21 protein-coding genes are annotated in these 20,805 nt (G+C 46.1%); 9 read left to right on the top strand and 12 right to left on the bottom strand.

The window, feature by feature from the left end; all coding sequences use genetic code 11:
- Positions 1-32: 32 nt before the first annotated feature.
- The 7 genes from rseP to rpsB form a co-directional block, all read right to left on the bottom strand.
- Positions 33-1,388: a sigma E protease regulator RseP gene (gene rseP, locus ABY436_RS05350; RefSeq protein ID WP_372737990.1), complete on the bottom strand. Its 1,356-nt coding sequence runs from the start codon at positions 1,386-1,388 to the stop codon at positions 33-35.
- 7 nt (positions 1,389-1,395) lie between these two features.
- On the bottom strand, positions 1,396-2,208 hold the full coding sequence (locus ABY436_RS05345; RefSeq protein WP_372737989.1) for a phosphatidate cytidylyltransferase: 813 nt from the start codon (positions 2,206-2,208) through the stop codon (positions 1,396-1,398).
- The gene (gene uppS / locus ABY436_RS05340) at positions 2,201-2,965 is read right to left on the bottom strand and encodes a polyprenyl diphosphate synthase (RefSeq protein WP_372737988.1); all 765 of its coding nucleotides are present in this window, start codon (positions 2,963-2,965) and stop codon (positions 2,201-2,203) included. The genes ABY436_RS05345 and uppS overlap by 8 nt, the downstream gene beginning before the upstream one ends.
- A 45-nt stretch (positions 2,966-3,010) precedes the next feature.
- A complete protein-coding gene (gene frr / locus ABY436_RS05335) occupies positions 3,011-3,568 on the bottom strand; it encodes a ribosome recycling factor (RefSeq protein ID WP_372737987.1) in 558 nt (185 codons plus the stop codon).
- Positions 3,558-4,316 carry a UMP kinase gene (gene pyrH / locus ABY436_RS05330; RefSeq protein WP_372737986.1) on the bottom strand — a complete coding sequence of 253 codons (759 nt, stop codon included), beginning with the start codon at positions 4,314-4,316 and terminating at the stop codon, positions 3,558-3,560. The genes frr and pyrH overlap by 11 nt, the downstream gene beginning before the upstream one ends.
- Before the next feature lie 85 nt (positions 4,317-4,401).
- The gene (gene tsf / locus ABY436_RS05325; protein WP_372737985.1) at positions 4,402-5,265 is read right to left on the bottom strand and encodes a translation elongation factor Ts; all 864 of its coding nucleotides are present in this window, start codon (positions 5,263-5,265) and stop codon (positions 4,402-4,404) included.
- Positions 5,266-5,371: 106 nt separating this feature from the next.
- On the bottom strand, positions 5,372-6,103 hold the full coding sequence (gene rpsB / locus ABY436_RS05320) for a 30S ribosomal protein S2 (RefSeq protein ID WP_372737984.1): 732 nt from the start codon (positions 6,101-6,103) through the stop codon (positions 5,372-5,374).
- Positions 6,104-6,373: 270 nt separating this feature from the next.
- On the opposite strand from rpsB, the gene map reads away from it, so the two are divergent.
- The 3 genes from map to ABY436_RS05305 all read left to right on the top strand — a co-directional run bounded on the left by map (position 6,374) and on the right by ABY436_RS05305 (position 10,217).
- On the top strand, positions 6,374-7,144 hold the full coding sequence (gene map, locus ABY436_RS05315; RefSeq protein WP_372737983.1) for a type I methionyl aminopeptidase: 771 nt from the start codon (positions 6,374-6,376) through the stop codon (positions 7,142-7,144).
- Between the two features lie 17 nt (positions 7,145-7,161).
- On the top strand, positions 7,162-9,858 hold the full coding sequence (locus ABY436_RS05310) for a [protein-PII] uridylyltransferase (protein WP_372737982.1): 2,697 nt from the start codon (positions 7,162-7,164) through the stop codon (positions 9,856-9,858).
- Positions 9,859-9,920: 62 nt separating this feature from the next.
- Positions 9,921-10,217 carry a DUF1244 domain-containing protein gene (locus tag ABY436_RS05305; protein ID WP_372737981.1) on the top strand — a complete coding sequence of 99 codons (297 nt, stop codon included), beginning with the start codon at positions 9,921-9,923 and terminating at the stop codon, positions 10,215-10,217.
- A gap of 40 nt (positions 10,218-10,257) precedes the next feature.
- Here ABY436_RS05305 and ABY436_RS05300 read toward each other — a convergent pair whose 3' ends face one another.
- Both ABY436_RS05300 and ABY436_RS05295 read right to left on the bottom strand, forming a co-directional pair.
- On the bottom strand, positions 10,258-10,698 hold the full coding sequence (locus ABY436_RS05300; RefSeq protein WP_372737980.1) for an LPP20 family lipoprotein: 441 nt from the start codon (positions 10,696-10,698) through the stop codon (positions 10,258-10,260).
- Positions 10,695-11,387, bottom strand: coding sequence for a FlgO family outer membrane protein (locus ABY436_RS05295; RefSeq protein ID WP_372737979.1), 693 nt, complete (start codon positions 11,385-11,387; stop codon positions 10,695-10,697). Before ABY436_RS05295 ends, ABY436_RS05300 begins: the two co-directional genes overlap by 4 nt.
- A 165-nt stretch (positions 11,388-11,552) precedes the next feature.
- Here ABY436_RS05295 and ABY436_RS05290 point away from each other — a divergent pair, with 165 nt between their 5' ends.
- On the top strand, positions 11,553-12,770 hold the full coding sequence (locus ABY436_RS05290; RefSeq protein ID WP_372737978.1) for a flagellar assembly protein T N-terminal domain-containing protein: 1,218 nt from the start codon (positions 11,553-11,555) through the stop codon (positions 12,768-12,770).
- 66 nt (positions 12,771-12,836) lie between these two features.
- Positions 12,837-13,025, top strand: a complete 189-nt coding sequence (zapB, locus tag ABY436_RS05285; RefSeq protein WP_372737977.1) for a cell division protein ZapB — start codon at positions 12,837-12,839, stop codon at positions 13,023-13,025.
- Between the two features lie 25 nt (positions 13,026-13,050).
- On the opposite strand, the gene ABY436_RS05280 is transcribed toward zapB, so the two are convergent.
- A complete protein-coding gene (locus ABY436_RS05280; protein ID WP_372737976.1) occupies positions 13,051-13,704 on the bottom strand; it encodes an OmpA family protein in 654 nt (217 codons plus the stop codon).
- A 392-nt stretch (positions 13,705-14,096) separates the two neighbouring features.
- Here ABY436_RS05280 and ABY436_RS05275 point away from each other — a divergent pair, with 392 nt between their 5' ends.
- Both ABY436_RS05275 and ABY436_RS05270 read left to right on the top strand, forming a co-directional pair.
- Positions 14,097-16,016 carry a beta-ketoacyl synthase gene (locus tag ABY436_RS05275; RefSeq protein WP_372737975.1) on the top strand — a complete coding sequence of 640 codons (1,920 nt, stop codon included), beginning with the start codon at positions 14,097-14,099 and terminating at the stop codon, positions 16,014-16,016.
- A gap of 53 nt (positions 16,017-16,069) precedes the next feature.
- A complete protein-coding gene (locus tag ABY436_RS05270) occupies positions 16,070-16,471 on the top strand; it encodes a hypothetical protein (RefSeq protein WP_372737974.1) in 402 nt (133 codons plus the stop codon).
- A 43-nt stretch (positions 16,472-16,514) separates the two neighbouring features.
- Here ABY436_RS05270 and ABY436_RS05265 read toward each other — a convergent pair whose 3' ends face one another.
- Complete coding sequence (locus ABY436_RS05265) at positions 16,515-17,300, bottom strand: TatD family hydrolase (RefSeq protein WP_372737973.1); 786 nt, start codon at positions 17,298-17,300, stop codon at positions 16,515-16,517.
- A gap of 51 nt (positions 17,301-17,351) precedes the next feature.
- Positions 17,352-18,938: a peptide chain release factor 3 gene (locus ABY436_RS05260; RefSeq protein ID WP_372737972.1), complete on the bottom strand. Its 1,587-nt coding sequence runs from the start codon at positions 18,936-18,938 to the stop codon at positions 17,352-17,354.
- Between the two features lie 384 nt (positions 18,939-19,322).
- Here ABY436_RS05260 and ABY436_RS05255 point away from each other — a divergent pair, with 384 nt between their 5' ends.
- Both ABY436_RS05255 and ABY436_RS05250 read left to right on the top strand, forming a co-directional pair.
- Positions 19,323-20,573, top strand: a complete 1,251-nt coding sequence (locus tag ABY436_RS05255; RefSeq protein WP_372737971.1) for an ATP-binding protein — start codon at positions 19,323-19,325, stop codon at positions 20,571-20,573.
- Positions 20,566-20,805 (top strand): response regulator (locus tag ABY436_RS05250; RefSeq protein WP_372737970.1); only part of this gene is annotated, 240 nt, incomplete at its 3' end. The genes ABY436_RS05255 and ABY436_RS05250, both read left to right, overlap by 8 nt.

The following is a 20,805-nucleotide window of genomic DNA, read 5'->3' as shown; positions in this document are numbered from 1 at the left end:
GAAACCTCTTCCCAGTCAAAAGCCGCTGCTTTTTACAGGCGCAAAAAATCATTAACGATGGCCAGTGTCATAAGCGACAAAAGCAAAGCCATACCCAACTTAAATCCAATTACCTGTATTTTTTCACTCACCGGCCGACCGGTAATCAGCTCAATACCGTAATAAAGCAAATGCCCACCATCTAGCACAGGAATCGGCAACAAGTTCAAAACCCCTAAGCTAATACTCAGATAAGCAAGGAAGCTCACAAAAGGTTCAAACCCAGATGCGGCAGAGGCGCCCGCCACTTTAGCAATGGTTATCGGACCACTCAAGTTTTTTACTGAGATAACACCTTCAATCATTTTCCAGATCGAATCCAGTGTCAAACCCACCATGTGAACTGTTTTATTAAACGCTGCACCCACTGCTTCTACAGGCCCGTATTGAATATTGCGCAGCATATGCTCAGGCCATTCAGGCGTTTTAACCCCCGCACCAATAACACCCTGAACAGCACCGTCCTCCAGTACTTTTTGTTCAGGAGTGACGCGTAACATCGTAACCGTTGCATTTCGCTCAATGGTCACTTCCAATAGCTGACCTGGCGATTGCTGGATTATATCCACCAATGCCATCCAATTATCAATACGGGTATCATTTATTTTCTGAATAACATCGCCAACCTTGAGACCGGCTTGATCGGCAGCCCCGTTAGCAACAATATGCCCTAATACAGGCTTAACTTCAGGCCGATAGGGGCGAATACCCATAGCTGATAATGGAGATTCTTTTTCAATATCAACACTCCATTTATCTAACGCCATTGTATACACTTTAGGGCTGGCAGAAGGAGAACTAATCACCGACACAAACAACTGCTTCGATTCACCGATATGTGAAGCGAAACGCAAATTAACATCATCCCACGAACGAACAGGATAACCATCAACCTCGACGATTTCAGCGCCTACAGGCATACCGGCTTTTGCGGCAATAGAGCCCGTTTCAACAGATCCTACCACTGGAACGACCACACTAACGCCGACAATAAACATCATCCAGTAAGCAAAAACAGCAAAGAGCAGGTTCACCAATGGCCCTGCGGCAACAATGGCTATACGCTGCAGGACAGGTTTGTTGTTAAACGCTCTTGACTTGAGATGCTCAGGAACACTGCCTTCGCGCTCATCCAGCATCTTCACATAACCGCCCAACGGAATGGCCGAAATAGAGTATTCTGTGCCGTCTTTACCTTTATGCAGCCATAATGATTTTCCAAACCCCACGGAAAACCGAAGCACATCAACGCCACAGCGACGGGCTACCCAGAAATGCCCCCACTCATGAATAGTAACCAATATTCCGAGGGTAACAATGGTAGCCAGAATCGTTTGAATAATTTCCATCTATGAGTCACACAATTGGCAGGAAAGTTAAACCGAGATAATACAAGGGTGCTGCCGCAAGAATACTGTCTATGCGATCCAGCACTCCTCCATGACCCGGCAAAATGGTACCGCTATCTTTAACGCCTGCATGCCGCTTCAGTAAGCTTTCAAACAAGTCGCCCATGACTGATACGAGCCCGACGACAAGACTTAATAACATTAAATAGACTACTGAACTAAACGTGAGTTCATTCCACCAGGAAAAAGCTAATACCGTCAGCCCAACGGCTACCAGTCCACCATACATACCTTCACGCGTCTTTCCCGGGCTCACATGCGGGGCGAGCTTAACCCGACCCCAACGCTTTCCAGAAAAGTAGGCACCGATATCAGCAGCCCAGACAATCAGCAGAATCAACAACAGCCAGGCATCACCCGATTCCAGCGCCTTTAATTCCACCATACTCAGCCAGGCTGCTGAGAGGAGCAGAACACCACACAGAGTTCTGACTGCAGATTTTTCCCACATACCTGAGCCTGGATATCGACAGATCCAGAAAATTGCCATTAACCAAACAAAAACGGCCGGAAACAGAACGAAGTAATCATGGCCTGTTTCGTAAAACCAACTACTTATCCCTATCGCCACAAGAACAAAAAAACAAAATACTAAACGATGAAGGGGTTTTTTCAAGCCAGATAACAGCGCCCATTCCCATGCACCGATAAGAGTAACCAACGCGAAGAAAATAGCAAAACCCATAACCGGCAGCAGAAAAACCCCACACAAAACTACAGGCGCAAGTACCGACGCAGTAATTATTCTCTGCTTAAGCACTCGCTTCAGCCTCTATCTGGGCACTGGTTTTACCAAAACGGCGTTCACGGGCACAAAAGTCCCGAATCGCTGTTGCCAATGAGTTTTTATTAAAGTCAGGCCAATAGTCATCGACAAAATATAACTCAGTATACGCCATCTGCCAGACCAGAAAATTGCTGATGCGGTTTTCACCTCCGGTTCTTATACAAAGATCCGGCTTAGGTTGTTCATGCAGCATCACATAGTGATCAAAAACGGATTCGGTTATATCTTCAGGAGTGCAGCGCCCTTCAACACAGTCTTTCGCCAGACGTTGCGCTGCCTGTACTATGTCCCAGTGTCCACCGTAATTTGCTGCAACATTCAAGGTCAAAAGGGTATTATCTGCGGTCAGTGCTTCCACTTTTGCTATTTTTTTCTGCAGCGACTCACTAAAACGCGATTTATCTCCAATCACATTTAAGCGGATATTGTTTTTATGCAGCTTCTTGGCCTCTCTGTTCAGCGCCAAAGAGAACAACTCCATAAGTCCGCTAACTTCTAGCTCAGGCCGCTTCCAGTTTTCACTACTGAATGCAAAAAGTGTCAGTGATTGTATGCCATATTCAACACACCCTTCGATCACACTGCGCACGCTATCCACGCCAGCTTTATGCCCGGCGAGACTCGGCAAGCGACGTGCTTTAGCCCAGCGATTATTACCATCCATAATAATCGCTATATGTTTAGGCAACACTTTATCAATCGGAATATTTAATTTAGCATGTACTGACATATAGAGAGGCAGACAGGCCGGCTCACACCAGCCCTCCTTCTAATTTTAGATTTCCATCAAATCTGCTTCTTTCTTCTCAAGCAGACTATCGATTTCGGCTACATATTTATCGGTCAATTTTTGAACAACATCTTGACCACGGCGTTCTTCATCTTCCGAAATGTCTTTTTCTTTCAATAATTCTTTAAGATCATTATTAGCATCGCGTCGAACATTACGCACCGACACTCTTGCTGATTCGGCTTCCTGACGCGCCTGACGAATATACACCTTACGCGTTTCCTCTGTCAGCGCCGGCATCGGAACACGAATCACACCACCGTTAGAAGAAGGGTTCAACCCCAGATCAGACTTATAGATAGCTTTTTCTATATCTGAAACGGTTTGTTTTTCCCAAGGGGAAATCATTAAAGTCCTGGCATCTTCAACGCTAACATTAGCAACTTGCTGAAGCGGGACTGGAGCGCCGTAGTACATAACCTGAACAGAGTCTAAAATACTCGGGTGCGCACGCCCTGTGCGAATTTTTTTAAAATGCGCTATTAGTGACTCAACGCTTTTCTGCATCCGCGCTTCAGTTTCTTTAGCTATTTCATTCAGCATATTGATCTCCTGTTACCTCGCCACATATCAACGTACCCTCATCTCCGCCTCCCAGCAGATTAACAAGAGCACCGGGACGATTCATATTAAACACCCGGACAGGCATATTATGGTCACGGGTTAGGCAAATCGCCGTCAAATCCATTACACCCAGCTGCTTATCCAGCACCTCATCATAAGACAGGCGTAAATAACGCTTGGCTGAAGGGTCTTTCATTGGATCTGCAGTATAAACGCCATCAACTTTTGTTGCCTTTAAAACAACATCAGCGTCGATCTCAATCCCTCGCAGGCATGCTGCCGAATCCGTAGTAAAAAAAGGATTCCCGGTACCGGCTGAAAAAATCACCACATCGCCCTGACTCAAATAGCGCATGGCATTACGGCGATCATAATGATCAACAACACCGCTCATGGGGATAGCAGACATAACTCGTGTCGCTATATTTGATCTTTCTAGTGCATCTCTCAGCGCCAGAGAGTTCATCACAGTGGCAAGCATACCCATATGGTCGCCTGTCACCCTATCCAATCCCGCCGCACTTAACGTTGCACCACGAAACAGGTTACCGCCACCAATAACAATCCCAACCTGAACACCTATACCGACCAACTGACCTATTTCAAGCGCCATACGATTAAGAACTTTAGGGTCGATGCCAAAATTTTCTTCCCCCATCAAGGCTTCACCGCTTAACTTGAGAAGAATACGTTTGTATTTAGCATGTTTGGAATGTACGGCAGGCATTACAGAGTCTCCGCAGAACGAAGTTAAAAGGACTTAAAAGTGTGCGTACTGTAACACAGCACACACACCTTTCTAACGAACAGAATTATTTATTATTTAACTGAGCAGCCACTTCCGCTGCAAAGTCAAGCTGTTCAACTTCGATACCGTCACCCACTTCCAAACGACAGAAAGCGACAACTTCACCGCCAGCAGCCTTAACCATTTCACCAACGGTTTGCTCAGGATTTTTAACAAACGCCTGTTCAACAAGGCTATTCTCTGCGAGAAATTTATTGATACGACCAACAACCATTTTTTCTGCAATAGCAGCCGGTTTACTAGCCATATCCGGCTGAGCCAGAATAATTTCTTTTTCTTTAGCTATGACTTCTGCAGGCATATCGCTCTGAGAAACCACTTGCGGGTTAACTGCAGCCACATGCATTGCAACATCTTTAGCGACGTCAGCATTTGCACCTTTAACAGCAACCAGTGTAGCAATACGATTGTTGCTGTGAACATAAGCAGCAACCAATTCGCCTTCCAGAATAGCGATGCGACGAAGACCAATATTTTCACCAATCTTCTGAACCAGCGCTTCACGAGCGGATTCCAACTCGCCAGCCATCAGCGCAACGACATCATCACTTTTAGCGGCAAACGCAGCATCAACAACTTTAGAAACAAAACCAAGAAAGCCTGCATCACGTGCGGCAAAGTCAGTTTCAGAATTTACTTCGACAATAACACCATAAGAATTATCATCAGCAACGCGTACAGCAACCACACCATCAGCAGCAGTACGGCCCGCTTTTTTAGCGGCTTTCATGCCTGATGATTTACGCATTTCATCAATGGCTGCTTCAACATCACCGCCGGCTTCAGTTAGTGCTTTTTTGCACTCCATCATACCCAAACCTGTACGATCGCGCAGTTCTTTAACTAACTTAGTCGATACACTTGCCATTCTTATTACCCCTTGATTACGCATTCAATCAAAATCTGAAAAGGGGAGCATAGCTCCCCTTGATACGACTCATGCTGCTGAAAATAGCTTCAACAGCGACAGAAAATTATTCTGCAGCCGCTTCTACCTCAACAAATTCACTTTTATCGCCGCTGGCAACTTCAGTACCGTCGCTGCACGCATCAGCTATAGACTTAACATAGATCTGAATGGCACGAAGAGCATCATCATTACCCGGGATAACGTAATCAATACCATCTGGATTGCTATTAGTATCAACGATACCAATAACAGGAATACCCAGTTTGTTAGCTTCATTTACCGCAATACGCTCGTGATCAACATCAACAACGAACAACGCATCAGGCAAACCGCCCATATCCTTAATACCACCGATAGCACGATCCAGTTTTTCCATCTCACGCTGACGCATCAACGCTTCTTTTTTAGTCAACTGAGAAAAAGTGCCATCAGAAGATGCACCTTCAAGCTCACGCAGACGACGGATGGACTGACGAATAGTTTTGTAGTTCGTCAACATACCACCCAACCAGCGATGATTTACGAACGGCATACCTACACGCAGTGCTTCTTCTTTAATGATTTTGCTTGCAGCACGCTTTGTACCGACGAACAAAACTTTATTTTTGTTCTGAGCCAAACCTTCAACCACGTTGATAGCACCGTTTAGTGCTGGCAAGGTGTGTTCCAGGTTGATGATATGAATTTTATTACGCGCACCAAAAATGTATTGAGACATTTTTGGATTCCAGTAACGGGTCTGGTGACCAAAGTGAACGCCTGCTTTCAGCAGTTCGCGCATTGTAACTTGTGCCATGTTTAGCATTTCCTGTTTTAAATTGGGTTCAACCTCCACATATCCCAGCATCCAACCGTAAAACGGCACCCGGAAACTGTGACGATATGTGTGTGAGATATTCCTCGCAATGCTGTCTGCATTTCGGGAGCGCGTTTTATACCACAAGATGCGCTCAATTTGAAGGTCGACTTCGCTCAGAGAGGATAATTCGGTACAATCACTGCCATTGTGCTTAACGCCAACACTTAACAACCACCAAGTTCAGGATTCACCCTTCAAAGGAACACTATGTCCATTACTATTAAAACCCCGGAAGAGATAGAAAAAATGCGCATCGCGGGACGACTCGCAGCCGAGGTTCTTGAGATGATAGAACCACACATCAGCGCCGGCGTCACGACCAACCGACTGGATCAGATCTGCCACGATTATATCACTCAGCAACAGCAAGCCATCCCCGCCCCGCTGAATTACCACGGCTTTCCTAAATCTATTTGCACTTCAATCAATCAGGTCGTATGTCACGGCATCCCAAATGATAAGCCGCTAAAAGACGGCGACATGATTAACATAGACATTACTGTCATCAAAGACGGCTACCATGGCGATACCAGCAAAATGTTTTTCGTCGGCAAAGCAGCCCCGCACGCCACTCGACTCGCTGAAGTGACACTTGAATGCCTCTATAAGGGCATCGAATTAGTTAAGCCAGGCGCTTTTCTCGGCGATATCGGCCACGTCATTCAAAAGCATGCAGAAGCCAACCATTACACGGTTGTAAGGGAATATTGCGGCCACGGTATTGGCAGAGAGTTTCACGAAGACCCGCAAGTTCTCCACTACGGCAGACCCGGAACCGGAGTAAAACTCGAAGCGGGTATGATTTTTACTATTGAACCCATGATCAATGCCGGTAAGCGGGATGTAAAACTATCTAAAAAAGATGGCTGGACCGTAGAAACCAAAGACCGTCGCTTATCCGCACAATGGGAACACACTATATTGGTCACTGACTCAGGCCATGAAGTACTGACTAAGCGTTCTGAAGAAAAATTTTAATCACACTGGATTAAAGAATGAACACGACCTTACAGCAACTAGCCGAAACGGACACTTTTATTGACTGGGCGGAGTTCGAAGCACGCCTGGCAAGCGACGAATCGCCAATTAAAGTATTCAAAAGCACGATTAAAAAAGCGCAAGCTGAAATGGATGCCCGCTTCAAATCTGGCGAAGATATTCGCAAGTTGATTTATGGCCGTGCCGCTATTATCGACAAGATCCTGATCTCCGCATGGAATCTGTTTAAATGGCCCGATAACCAGCAGATCTCATTAATCGCAGTGGGCGGGTATGGTCGCGGCGAGCTGCACCCGCATTCAGATGTTGACCTGTTGATTCTTCTTGATGATATCGACCCGACCGTCTACGAGGAGAGTATCAGCAATTTCCTGATGTTATTATGGGATATCGCGTTGGAAATCGGCTCCAGTGTGCGCAACATAGAAGAATGTTATGAAGAAGCCCGTGATGACATCACGATTGCCACCAACCTTATCGAGTCCAGACCGCTGACCGGCGACCCAGCGTTACACCAGCGCATGTATGACCGCGTCACATCAGAAGGCGCCTGGACCGATAAAGAATTTTTTATCGCCAAACTCAAAGAACAGAAAGCCCGTCACGAAAAAACTAACGACACAGAATACAATCTTGAGCCCAACTTAAAAAAATCTCCCGGCGGATTGAGAGATCTGCAAACGATCGGCTGGGTAGCCAAACGTCACTTCGGTGCGACTTATATTCGCGATCTGGTTGATCACGGCTTTGTTACCGAATCTGAACTGGAAACCCTTAACCGCGGTGAACTTTACCTCTGGACTGTGCGCTACGCACTGCACATGCTATGCCGACGCCGTGAAGACCGCCTGCTATTTGATCATCAGCGCACACTCGCCGACTTTTTCGGCTACAAAGATCAACACGGTGCGCTGGCTGTCGAGCAGTTTATGAGCAAATATTATCGTGTCGCGATGGCGATGGCAGAATTCAATGACATGCTACTGCAATACTTTAATGAAGCCATCCTGAAGATTGACGACAAACAAACAATCACGTCCATCAACAAGCGCTTTCAGATTCATAATAATTACCTGGAAGCCACCTACGACAAAGTCTTTGAACATCAGCCTTTCGCCATTCTTGAGGCTTTCGTATTACTTGCTCAGCACGATGATATACTCGGCGTTCGCGCATCCACGATTCGTCTGCTAAGGGATCACCGTCATCTGATTAATGATGAGTTTCGTAATGACCTGCGCAATACCAGCTTATTTATGGAACTTCTGCGCTCGCCCAACGGTGTATCTACCGAGCTTAAACGCATGAACCGCTACGACATTCTCGGGCGTTACCTGCCGGAGTTCGGTAAAATTGTCGGCCAGATGCAGCACGACCTATTTCATATCTACACCGTCGATGCGCATACGCTAAAAGTAATCCAGATGATGCGCCAATTTCGCCATTCAAATCATCGGGAACAGTTCCCGATTGCGCACAAAGTGGTTAACAGCCTGCCAAAAATCGAACTGCTTTATATTGCCGGCCTCTATCATGACATTGCTAAAGGACGCGGTGGAGACCATTCAGAACTCGGTGCAGAAGATGTGCTGGTTTTTTGTGAACGCCACCGACTGGGAAAATGGGACAGCCACCTCACGGCCTGGCTTGTCCGCAGCCACTTGCTGATGTCGATGACGGCACAACGTAAAGACATTACCGACCCGGACGTTATCCATACATTTGCCATGCAGGTTCGCGACACGGTCCATCTTGATTATCTTTACGTACTGACCGTTGCTGACATTAACGCCACGAATCACACTTTATGGAATAACTGGCGCGCCACTTTGCTAAGACAGTTATATATGGAAACCAAGCGAGCATTAAAACGCGGACTGGAAAATCCTATCAATAAAGAGGATCGTATTGATCAGGTGCAACATGAAGCAATGGCCATATTGTCCAGCTCAGGCCAGCACGAACAGGAAATCAAGGAATTCTGGGCCATGCTGGGTGAGGATTATTTCTTACGCGAAGAAGCCAAAAATGTTGCCTGGCAGACACAGTCCATTCTTGAGCACGGATCAAGCGAACTACCGCTCGTTCTGATTCAAAAGACTTCATACAGGGTTCACGAAGGGGCTACCGAAATCTTTATTTACAGTGAAGATGTTCCAAACCTGTTCGCAGCCACCGTAGCCACACTGGATCAACTGCATCTGAACATTCAGGACGCGCGCATCATTCTGACTGATGATGGTCGCTCGTTAAATACCTATACCGTTCTGACTGATGATGACGAGCCTCTGTCAGAGAACCCCGGCTATCTTCAAAGCATTCAGGAACGCCTGATCGAAGAACTGGACGATCCTGACGACTACCCGGACATTATACACCGGCGCGTACCAAGACAAATGAAGCTATTTGCCTTGCCGACCACCGTAAGCCTGAGTAACGACCCGAATTTACAGCTGACCATCATGGAAGTGCGCAGTCCCGATCGTCCTGGCTTACTCGCCCGTATTGGTCAGATTTTTGCTGAACTCAACATTTCTGTGCGCAAAGCAAAAATAGCCAGTGTTGGCGAACGAGTTGAGGATTTTTTCTTTATCACCGATGATGAGGGGCTACCCATTAGCGATCCCGATCTTTGTCAGGAGCTACAGATGCGTGTATGCAGAGAGCTTGACGAACATATACGCGATGAATAAATAACAGACAGCTCTCTCATAAACAGAACCGTCGTGAAGAGAACTGCATCAAGAGGCCTAGCATGAACCAACAAACCAAAACTGAAATTGAAGCGGCAGCGTTTCGCCAACTGGTCGCCCATCTGGATAAGCGCAAAGATGCTCAGAACATAGACCTCATGAACCTGGCAGGATTTTGTCGTAACTGCTTATCCAAATGGTACAAAGCCGCGGCGGAAGAACGTGGTGAGGAAATAAATTACGAGCAAGCCAGAGAGATTATCTATGGCGAACCCTATGCAGACTGGAAGGAGAAGTACCAAAAAGAAGCAAGCAGCGAACAACTGGCTGCTTTTGCGCAAACGACAACTGACAAATAACGAGCAGAGATTTTCTCAGTTTTTTCTATACTGCAGCGGCCTACTGAACCCAGGCCCGCTGCAACTGAGCCATATCCACTTCCAGAATCGTTGCATATGTATCATCCTGCACCGGATACGATTTAACGACCCGGGCTCCGCGTACAAAGCCTGCCACTGCCGCTTTAAACGAATCCCGCTGCATTACCATATCCTCAACGCTAGTCGTGCCGTAAATATACTGCCCATGCACCACCCCAACCAGCTCCTGATAAGCCCTGAGTTTTGAAGCTCGCATCGCCATCACTACTTTTTGCTGGCGCGTTTCACCGGGCTGTAAACTAATGGGGGCATATCCAGTTGCCTGCACCCAGATTGGATCGGGCGCTGGTTGCTTCACAAAAGACGGAGAAGGCAAATCATTACCAATCTCTTTCGCTGTTTGCACAACGGTTTCACAGCCACTTAAAAACACGCACAACAGGATCAACACAAACTTCATTTAAGAGACCTCATCGGAACTGCACCATTTTCAATAATATATCCATTATTCAATGCTTTAACCGGATCAAAGCCTGGCAGCGCCCCTTCAAGACGCTGATTAACAATATGCGTCTGAGCAGATGCCAATACCTGACGGGTTGTCGTATCCAGCACCCGGGCATTAATGACGATGCCATCAGGATGATGCGCATAGGTGCCGGTTAGTACGAAATAGATTTTATAACGCTCCCGCAACGCGGACATATTTTGCTTTGATACAGGCGATTTCAGCGTCGTAGCTAAACTAATGGCCCGGTAATCGACAAGATTATAGCCGCGCTGCTGCAACGGGAAGATAAAACTTTCCGACAACCGCTCACCCAATAACGGATCAGGCACACTCTGACGCAAGGATTTAAAAGGCAGCACAGCGATAGGAAAGCGCTTCACTCTATTTTGGTTCAAGCCATTCACCAACTGCACTGCCATCTGCTCAACGGCCTCGCTAACAGGATCAACTTTAGCCCTGTTATCCGCGACCATCGCAAACGGGACAGGCTCAGCCAGCGTGGTGTTACGCGCCTCATTTAACAAGGCCTTACTGGCTTGGGGACTTAGTTTTTCAATTTTAACGGGTACAGGCTGTTGATAACCGCAGCCCACGCTAATCAGACTCGCCAGTACGATTGACCCGATCTTTTTTATCATAACAGCTCGCCTACACTCCATTTACAGCACACTAACAAAACCTATAAGGACAGATTGAGACAGGCGTCAACATATACATCAACACACAGTTTGCATGTCAGGCGTAAATTGCATACCTTTCACCTATTGCTCACCTATTCTTAATATATCGGTCAGGTTGCTCTCATGTTGAGACATTTTCAAGAATATTTACTATCCCTGGTATTATTGCTCAGCAGCTTCCATGCCTATGCCACAACTGTTGAAGCAACAGGACAGGCTTTCATCTACAACAGTGATCTTACAAAAGCACGGGAGCAAGCCATAAGCGATGCTAAACAGCAGGCATCACTGCAAGCTGCCGCTTATATCAGCAGTACTCAGCAACTCGAAGACGGCATCCTGGAAATTGATAATATGCGCATCTCAACAATGAGCTCATTGTCCAATATTGAGATCCTTGAAGAAAAGCTTATCGGCAACAAACTACATGTGCGGATCCGTGCAGACATTGATACTAAAACGACCTGCAGCAATGGCAATAGTGGCAATAGTTTTCGAAAAACAATAGCCATAGCAGCCTTTCCTCTTGAGCACCCCACGCAAGCTAACCTTGGCAATATAAGAAATGTTGAATCCGGTTTAGCCTTACAGTTAACAACACGATTGAACAGCTACGATGGCATATCAGCACTCAATGCCGGCAACTTACTATTACACAAACAACTGGGTACAGCCACATCGCGGCAATTGGATGACGGGACGCTCACCACCATGATGGCCTATACACAACAACTCGACAGCCAATTTATTGTATCCGGCATTATTCGTGATGTATCTATGAATACCCCTGGCACCATTAACGAAAAAAACTGGCTTATCGACACATACAATAAGTTAGATTACAAAAGCAAAAAGCACCTGAGAAACTTTAGCCTGGACCTGTTCATTCACGATGGTTTCAGCGGCACGCTACTTGAGCAGAAACATTACGCAACTCAGGGACGCTGGAATCTTGCACCGACAGAAAAAGCCGGATTCGCCACCCCTGCCTTTTTGAATAGCGATTATGGACAAAACATCAATCAGTTACTTGATGAAATCAGCCACGATCTTTCACAGTCTCTGCGCTGCTTACCATTCTCCGCAAGAATAACTCGCACAGAAGAAAACAGTTTATGGATTAATGCAGGCAAACAGAGCGGCTTAAAAAGAGGCGACAAGCTTACGGTCTATCGCAAAACCATGTTTTACAATCAAACCAGCCAGACGACAACGGAACTTATTAACACTCGCCTGACGATGATTGTTGATGATGTTCAAGCCACCACAGTAAAAGGGCATATCAATGGCTCAACAGCACAACATAATATTCAACCCGATGACATTGTGATGTTCTGGTAATGGTTTACTTCGCCCGGCCGCGCTCTATAATCGGCATCTTTATTGTCATATCCAAAAGGGTGCCCAATGCAAACCGAGTTGTTCAACCAGTTAGAAACAAAAATCGAAAGCATGATCGACGAAGTCGAGTTGCTGAGAATGGAAATTAATGAATTACGCGAAGCGAAACAACAACTGGAAGAGGAGCAACAGGCCTGGCAGGAAAATCTGCAGCACTTGCTGAGTAAATTCGACTCAGTAGAAACTGCAGAGTAACGCAGTAAAAAAGGGGCTCAGTTGATTACTTTTGAGTCCCTCTAATATTAATTTCTACACGACGGTTCAACGAACGACCCGATTCTGTCGCATTATCGGCTATCGGATAGCGCTCTCCATAACCCTGAGTACTAATGCGCAATGCGCTGATGCCGCCTGATAAATAATTAGCAACACTCGCCGCACGTCGCTCAGACAACTGCTGGTTATATTCAAACGAACCTGTACTATCTGTGAACCCATTAACACTGATCACACTTTTATCAAATTTTCTCAACACAGTAATAACTGAATCCAGCACAGGATAAAAATTACCTGCTAGCTGGTAAGAGTTTGTCTGAAAGGTGATATGCCCGGGCATAATCAAACGAATATCGTCGCCAATACGCTCCACGCTGACACCCGTACCCTCTAACTGCTGGCGCAACAAGGCTTCTTGCTGATCCATGTAATAACCGATACCACCACCGGTAGCACCGCCGACTAAAGCGCCAAGCATCGCTCCTTTGGTTTTATCGCCTTTACCTGATACAGCAGAACCCAGCAATGCACCGGCAACCACACCGATACCTGCACCTTTTGCGACATTTCCTGTTTTCTCTTCACGAGTATAAGGGTCAAGTGTTGTACACCCAGCCAGCACACTGCCGGCCAATAGGGCTACGACTAATTTTTTCATGAAATATTCCTCAAACGTGTCATACACTTTTTAATATTGATATCAATGTAGCTGAAAAAACCTGAACACTCTATTACTTCAAAACTAACATTCGCCCACTAATATGACTCTGGTTTACGCCAAAAGCTCAAAATACTTTACTTTCTTTAATAACAATCAGGCTTAACTATTTACTGCATAAAAAGCTTATCACCTAAAAATAACCGCGCCATTGCAAATAGACTAGTACTGATCCCCTGTAGCAGATCCGCTTTCAGGGCAGTTAATAGGTAATTTCCTGAGATTAGCTAAGATTCCATCTAGTCACAGATCCACTGTGCCGCTAGAATATATGGATTACAGAACTTTATCAGTTATGTTTATCCAGTATAGTTCCAGCCGAGGAGTCTTCTTTGTCGCATCTACCTCTTATCGTCGGTTTCGGTGGAATCAATCCCGCAGGTCGTAGTTCTTTTCATCACGCATACCGCCGTCTGATTTTTGACAAACTAGATCAGCAAAATCAACAGAATACTTTGCTAGGGCTGGCTACCTTAACCGGATTGGCAACCTATCAGGATGGCCACTACTTTAACAAGTCCGGTGAACAACTGCCATTAGCCGCCTTGCTGTCCAGCATTCAGGATCAACTCTTAAACTCAACGTTGATACGCCGTATTGAACCCGACTGTTTTGATGTCAACAAAGTCACTTTTAACAAAGTGGCCACATTAAAAAGCACAGCAGACAGCAGTATTCGCTTTACGTTGCGTAAACGTCATCTTCCCAACATCATTCCAGAGAACTGGACAATCACTCCCGGCAACGGCCAGGAAGTAGAGATAGCCGTTAGCGGAAACCTGGATACTATTTTACCCGATTTTAAAACAGCGCAGGTTCAGTCTGCAGGCCAACTGCCGACAGGTTTTCAACCAGGCAAGCTTTACCAGTCCAGAAACCATCCTCGCAACCTGCAAATGACTATTTTCAGTGCATCTGATGCATTGCTATCAACGGGCATTCCGTTTGAAGATATCTTAAATCGCTTATCCCCGGACCAGATTGCCGTCTATGCCAGTAATTCGATTGGTCAGTTGGATGACTTTGGGTTTGGTGGGCTGACTAAATACCCATCTGTTGGTAAACGCACCAGCTCAAAACAGATGCCGCTCGGCTATGCGCAAATGCCGGCGGACTTTGTTAACGCTTATATTTTAGGCAACGTAGGAGCGACCGGGGGCGCACTGGGTGCCTGTGCTACATTTTTATACAACCTGCGTAGCGGTATTCAGGATATTCGTTCAGGCAAGCGTAAAGTTGCAATGATTGGCGGCAGTGATGCGCCCGTCACTCAGGAAGTCATTGAAGGCTTTCGCGCCATGGGTGCGCTGGCGGAAGATAAAGACCTGCTGGCATTAGACAAGCTAACAGAACTCAATGATGCCGACTACCGTAAAGCCTGTCGGCCTTTTGGTAAAAACTGCGGCTTTACCATCGGTGAATCCAGCCAGTTTATTTTATTAATGAGTGATGACCTCGCACTTGAACTGGGTGCTGAAGTATACGGGGCGATCCCAGAGGTTTTTGTTAATGCAGACGGCCATAAAAAATCTATCTCGGCTCCTGGTATCGGCAATTATATCACCCTGGGAAAAGCGGCCTCTCTGGTTAAAAATATGCTTGGTGCAGAGTCACTACAGCAACGCTCCTATGTACAGGCTCATGGCACCAGCACTCCGCAAAACCGCGTAACCGAATCGCATGTCATCAACGAAATAGCGAAAGCATTTGATATAAAGTCATGGCCAGTCGCAGCGATTAAATGCTACCTGGGGCACTCGCAAGGTACCGCCGGGGGTGACCAACTAACCACTTCATTGGGCACTTGGACTTACGGCTATATTCCCGGCATTCAGACCACTGATGAAATTGCCTCTGATGTACACCAATCAAACCTGCTGTTTTCCCAGCAGCATATTGAAGTGGGTGCTCTGGGCATGGACACTGTCATCCTTAATTCCAAGGGATTTGGCGGAAACAATGCCAGCGCGCCCATGCTGGCACCACACATCGTAAAACAGATGCTGATGAAAAAGCACGGCCAGAAAAAAATTACCGAGTGGGAAAACAGAAAAGTAGCCACTCTGGCCCGCGCCAGTGAGTACGACCAGAAAACGACACTGGGGCTAACTAAACCTATCTATCAATATGATCATCACGTGTTAGCCGGGGATGATCTTGAGATCACAGAAAACAGTATTCGCTTACCCGGATATGAAAACCGGATAGATCTGAACACGGCTAACCCCTTTAGCGAATACACTGACGAATGAAAATCAGTCCGAAGAATATTTGCCTGGAGAATATTTGCCTGGAGAAAGTCCCCATGATTAAGCGGCTAGCGACATTAGTTATACTGACGACAACGCTTCTGAGTGGTTGTTTCTCAGAAAACTCCTTCATCTCTGAGAAAAAAGACAATAGTTTCTATCTGATAGATACTAAAGAGGGCTTGCTGTGTAAAGGTATGACGCGTACTTGTATCAGTTTAAGTATTATCGCCAGTCAGAATGGCGTACTGAAGCCAGTCGAAAATGCCTACCAACAAAAAATCACCGGGCCCAACTACCCTCGCAGTCTGATGATTATACTTTTAAAGCCTGCTGATAATAGCTACCAGGCAACGGCTCTTGATAACAATGGTCGCTTATACAGCTTGCCTAAAAACGATAAAACTAACATCGCCTGGCAAGCCCTGAATGATCTGTACAACGCCAATTATCAATAGTACTGCTGTGATCTGAGGGCTGAACGTTAACGCACAATGCTCATCATTGCCGACTTCCTAAAGAAAGCAGTTGCTCTACACTAGCCGTTGTTGTGGCAGCTATACATTCAATCGACTCTGCGCGCAATCCAGCTATCTCTTTTAAAACATCCGCCACATAAGCCGGCTGGTTAAACTCCCCTTGACGTCCTGATAAAGGCATATCAGGCGCATCCGTTTCAAGCACAATCGACTCGAGCGGGAGTGTCGCCACCAATTTCCTCAGCTTATTCGCTCTTGGGTATGTCATCGCCCCGCCAAACCCCAGCTTGAAGCCCATTTTTATAAACTGTTCCGCTTGCTGCAAGCTGCCACTGAACGCATGCACGATGCCACCCTGTTCAAATTTTACTTCCCTGAGTGTTTTTAGCATGATGTCGTGCGCCTTACGCACATGTAACAGAACAGGTAGGCGCTGTGCTTTGGCTATTTTCAACTGAGCTTTTAACAAAGATATTTGTGAAACGGCATCATAATCTGCGATATAAAAATCCAGACCTATTTCTCCGATGGCACAAACCGGGTTAGTCGTCACATAATCGACTAACGTTTGCAGATCTTCTGCCTGATGCACCTGCATAAAACAGGGATGCAAGCCCAGTGCAAATGAAATATCAGGATAAGCAGATGCCGTATCCACGACGCGCTTAAAATCTTTGGCAACCACAGCGGGAATAACAATATGACTCACACCTGCTTCCTGCGCACTGGCAACAAGCTGAGGACGTGCTGCATCAAACACCGGAAAATCAAGATGACAATGACTATCAATAATTCGCCAACCTGCCATCTTAACCTCCTTACCTTCTGATGCTATGAGATCCGGACTCCGTTAAAGAATTTAATGCTCGCGTGTGGCACGGAAGCGCACATCAGGCCAGCGCTCTTCAGTCAGACTGAGGTTAACCCGCGTAGGTGCCAGATAAGTCAGCAAACCACCCCCATCCAGCGCGAGGTTTTCATATCCCTTTTTACGCAAATCTTCCAGCATTTTAGAATCGCGGCACTCGACCCAGCGAGCCGTCTGCACAGACACCGGCTCATACTTACAATCGACCTTATATTCATCTTTCAGACGAAACATCACGACCTCAAACTGCAGTTGACCGACAGCACCCAGCACCAAGTCATTATTTTTGAGCGGCTGAAACAGCTGTACGGCACCCTCTTCAGCTAATTGCTGCAAACCTTTTTGCAACTGCTTCGCTTTAAGTGGATCCAACGACCTGACACGCTGGAACATCTCTGGAGCAAAATGCGGTATGCCGGTAAACTTCAGATCTTCACCCTCAGTAAAGGTATCGCCAATCTGAATAGTACCGTGGTTATGTAATCCAATAATATCGCCCGACCAGGCTTCTTCTACGTTCTCACGGTCTCCGGCAAGAAAAGTGACCGCATCGGCAATTCTGACATCTTTATTAATACGCGTGTGTTTCATTTTCATGCCACGCGTGTAGCTACCCGAACAGATGCGCATAAACGCAATACGGTCGCGGTGTTTAGGATCCATATTGGCCTGAATTTTAAAGACAAAACCGGAGAATTTCTCTTCATCAGCAGATACTTCGCGGGAAGTCGTTTCACGTGCAATCGGTGGTGGAGCCCATTCAACGAAATCATTCAGCATCTCGCGGACACCAAAGTTAGCCAATGCCGTACCAAAAAATACCGGCGCGAGTTTACCGGCAAGAAATGCTTCTCTATCGAATTGATGGCTTGCACCACGTACTAATTCAATTTCTTCGACAAAGTCTTCGTAATCATCACCTAATAAAGCGCGCGCCTCACCTGAGTCTAAACCCTGAATCCGTACATCATCAGATAAAACGGCATTCTGTCCTGATTTAAATACATGGATCGTATCGGTATAAAGGTTATAAACCCCTTTAAAAAAGCTACTCATACCAATGGGCCAGTTAATCGGTGCCGCCTGAATCTTCAGAACTTCTTCTATTTCGTCCAATAGCTCTATCGGATCACGAATATCACGGTCCATCTTATTAACAAACGAGAAAATGGGGGTATCTCGCAACCGACACACATCCATCAGTTTAATCGTGCGATCTTCTACACCCTTCGCACCATCGACAATCATCAGAGCGCTGTCCACAGCCGTCAAAGTGCGATACGTGTCTTCCGAGAAATCCTCATGCCCGGGGGTATCAAGAAGATTCACAACACGGTCGTTCCAATGAAACTGCATCACGGAAGACGTAATTGAGATACCGCGATCCTGCTCCATCGTCATCCAGTCAGAGGTAGCGTGACGATCACTCTTCTTCCCTTTAACCGTACCGGCTTTCTGAATCAGGTTACCCAACAGTAAGAGTTTTTCAGTGATGGTAGTTTTACCCGCATCAGGGTGGGAAATGATCGCAAAAGTCCTGCGTTTAGAGACTTCTTGCGCAATAGCAGCGTTCGACATGAGATAGAATCTTCTGAGTGATGCATAGCGTAGCAGCGTATAATTGACTATAACCAAGCGCTACTACAAATCTGCATGTATTAAATAGGATTGCTGGCTATTTTCGCCGATCTGGAGGAGAGAAACAATCCAAGTGATGTTGTTTCACATGATTAGACGCATCAAGCCAGCCACCAGCCACTGATACCTTTATATAAAATCATGATAGCTGATGCACTTGAGATGAAGAGCAATAGCGGTTTAGTAGATGAGAGGTTGTGATTTAATTTTCTTCCCTCTCCCACCTCTTTCTAATGACCAAGCTGCAACTGCGACAATTTGTCTCAATCTGCAACTCGATACTTTTCAGTTATAATTCGCTCTGATTTTATTTTGGAGTAAAGTGTGGCGGGTAACCATCAACAGCTTTTACAACTGACGTATATCCGTTTTGTCATCCTGTTTTGTCAATGCTGTGCTGTAGCATTTGCGCTGCTATATCTGAAAATTGATTTAAATCCATGGGCTACAGGATTAGCGCTACTGCTATTAGGCCTGTTAAACCTAATGACGTACGCCCGACTACATTCCCCCTGGCCAGTTACTCAACCAGAGTTTTTCACTCAGTTACTCGCTGACGCGATTATTTACGGTTTTATTCTTTATCAGTCTGGCGGCGGCACCAACCCTTTTATTTTTATGTTGCTGATTCCTCTGATCATCACGGTTATGACACTTAATAATCGATACATCTGGATGATGGCGGTTACCGTAACAGCCATCTATGGCTCTTTACTTATTTATTATGTTCCCGTCGTTACTGCACTATCCGAGCACCAACATTCGTTAGCTTCGCTTTTTAATTTTCACATGTTAGGCATGTGGTTAAACTTCATTCTCACTGTCATTGTCATTACCTATTTTATCGTACGCATTAACCGTGCGCTGCAACGCCAACAGCAGCAACTCACCGAAGAGCGGGAAGCGAAAGTCCATCACCAGCAGATACTCGCGTTAGGCACAATGGCGGCGGGTACAGCTCACGAGTTAGGCACACCTCTGAGCACCATGAGCGTCATTCTCCATGAGATGCAAACAGATGCAGGCCTGTCATCTGAGCACAAAGAGGATATTGAGATTCTGCAACAACAAGTAAATATATGCGCAGATAAGCTACAACAGATGGCACGCTCAGTGGCGGAAGAGAAAAACAGTGAAAAGACATCACTGGCGACAACGTTTCTTAGCGAAGTATTAGAGCAATGGAAAATCACCCGTCCAGAAGTCACCTACAGTCTCAACATTCAAGAAGATTTACCACCTGACTTACACAATACCACCGCATTAAGACAAGCTATTTTAAACCTGCTGAACAATGCGGCTGATGCCTGCCCTGAAAACATTGAAATAACCCTGCACTGGGATTCGGGTGCTATTTGGTTAACCATTCGTGATTATGGCGCAGGCTTATCCGCCGAGCAGACCAACACCTTAGGCAAACCTTTTATCTCTACTAAAGGTAAAGGACTGGGTATTGGGTTGTTCCTTACCTCAACCACGCTTGCCCACTATGATGGTGATGTTAAGCTTTATGCGGCACAAGACAAAGGCACCATCACAGAAGTTCGTTTATCTCAAAGGAGCGTTCATGGCTGATCCACTGAAATTTTTAATTGTTGATGATGATGCGACTTTTACGCATGTATTAGCCCGCGCCATCACTAAACGTGGCTTTAATGTAAAAGTAGCACGCAGTGCCGACGAGGCATTAGACATTATTAAAACCTGGTTACCGGACCTGGTTTCGCTGGATCTTAAAATGGATGGCGCGTCCGGTCTCACCGTTATTCAGCCGTTAACCGCAGCGAATCCTGCGATACGTATTGTT

This window comes from Neptunomonas sp., from assembly GCF_041601355.1.
Lineage (GTDB): Bacteria > Pseudomonadota > Gammaproteobacteria > Pseudomonadales > Balneatricaceae > Neptunomonas.
This window is presented reverse-complemented; position numbering and strand designations above follow the sequence as displayed.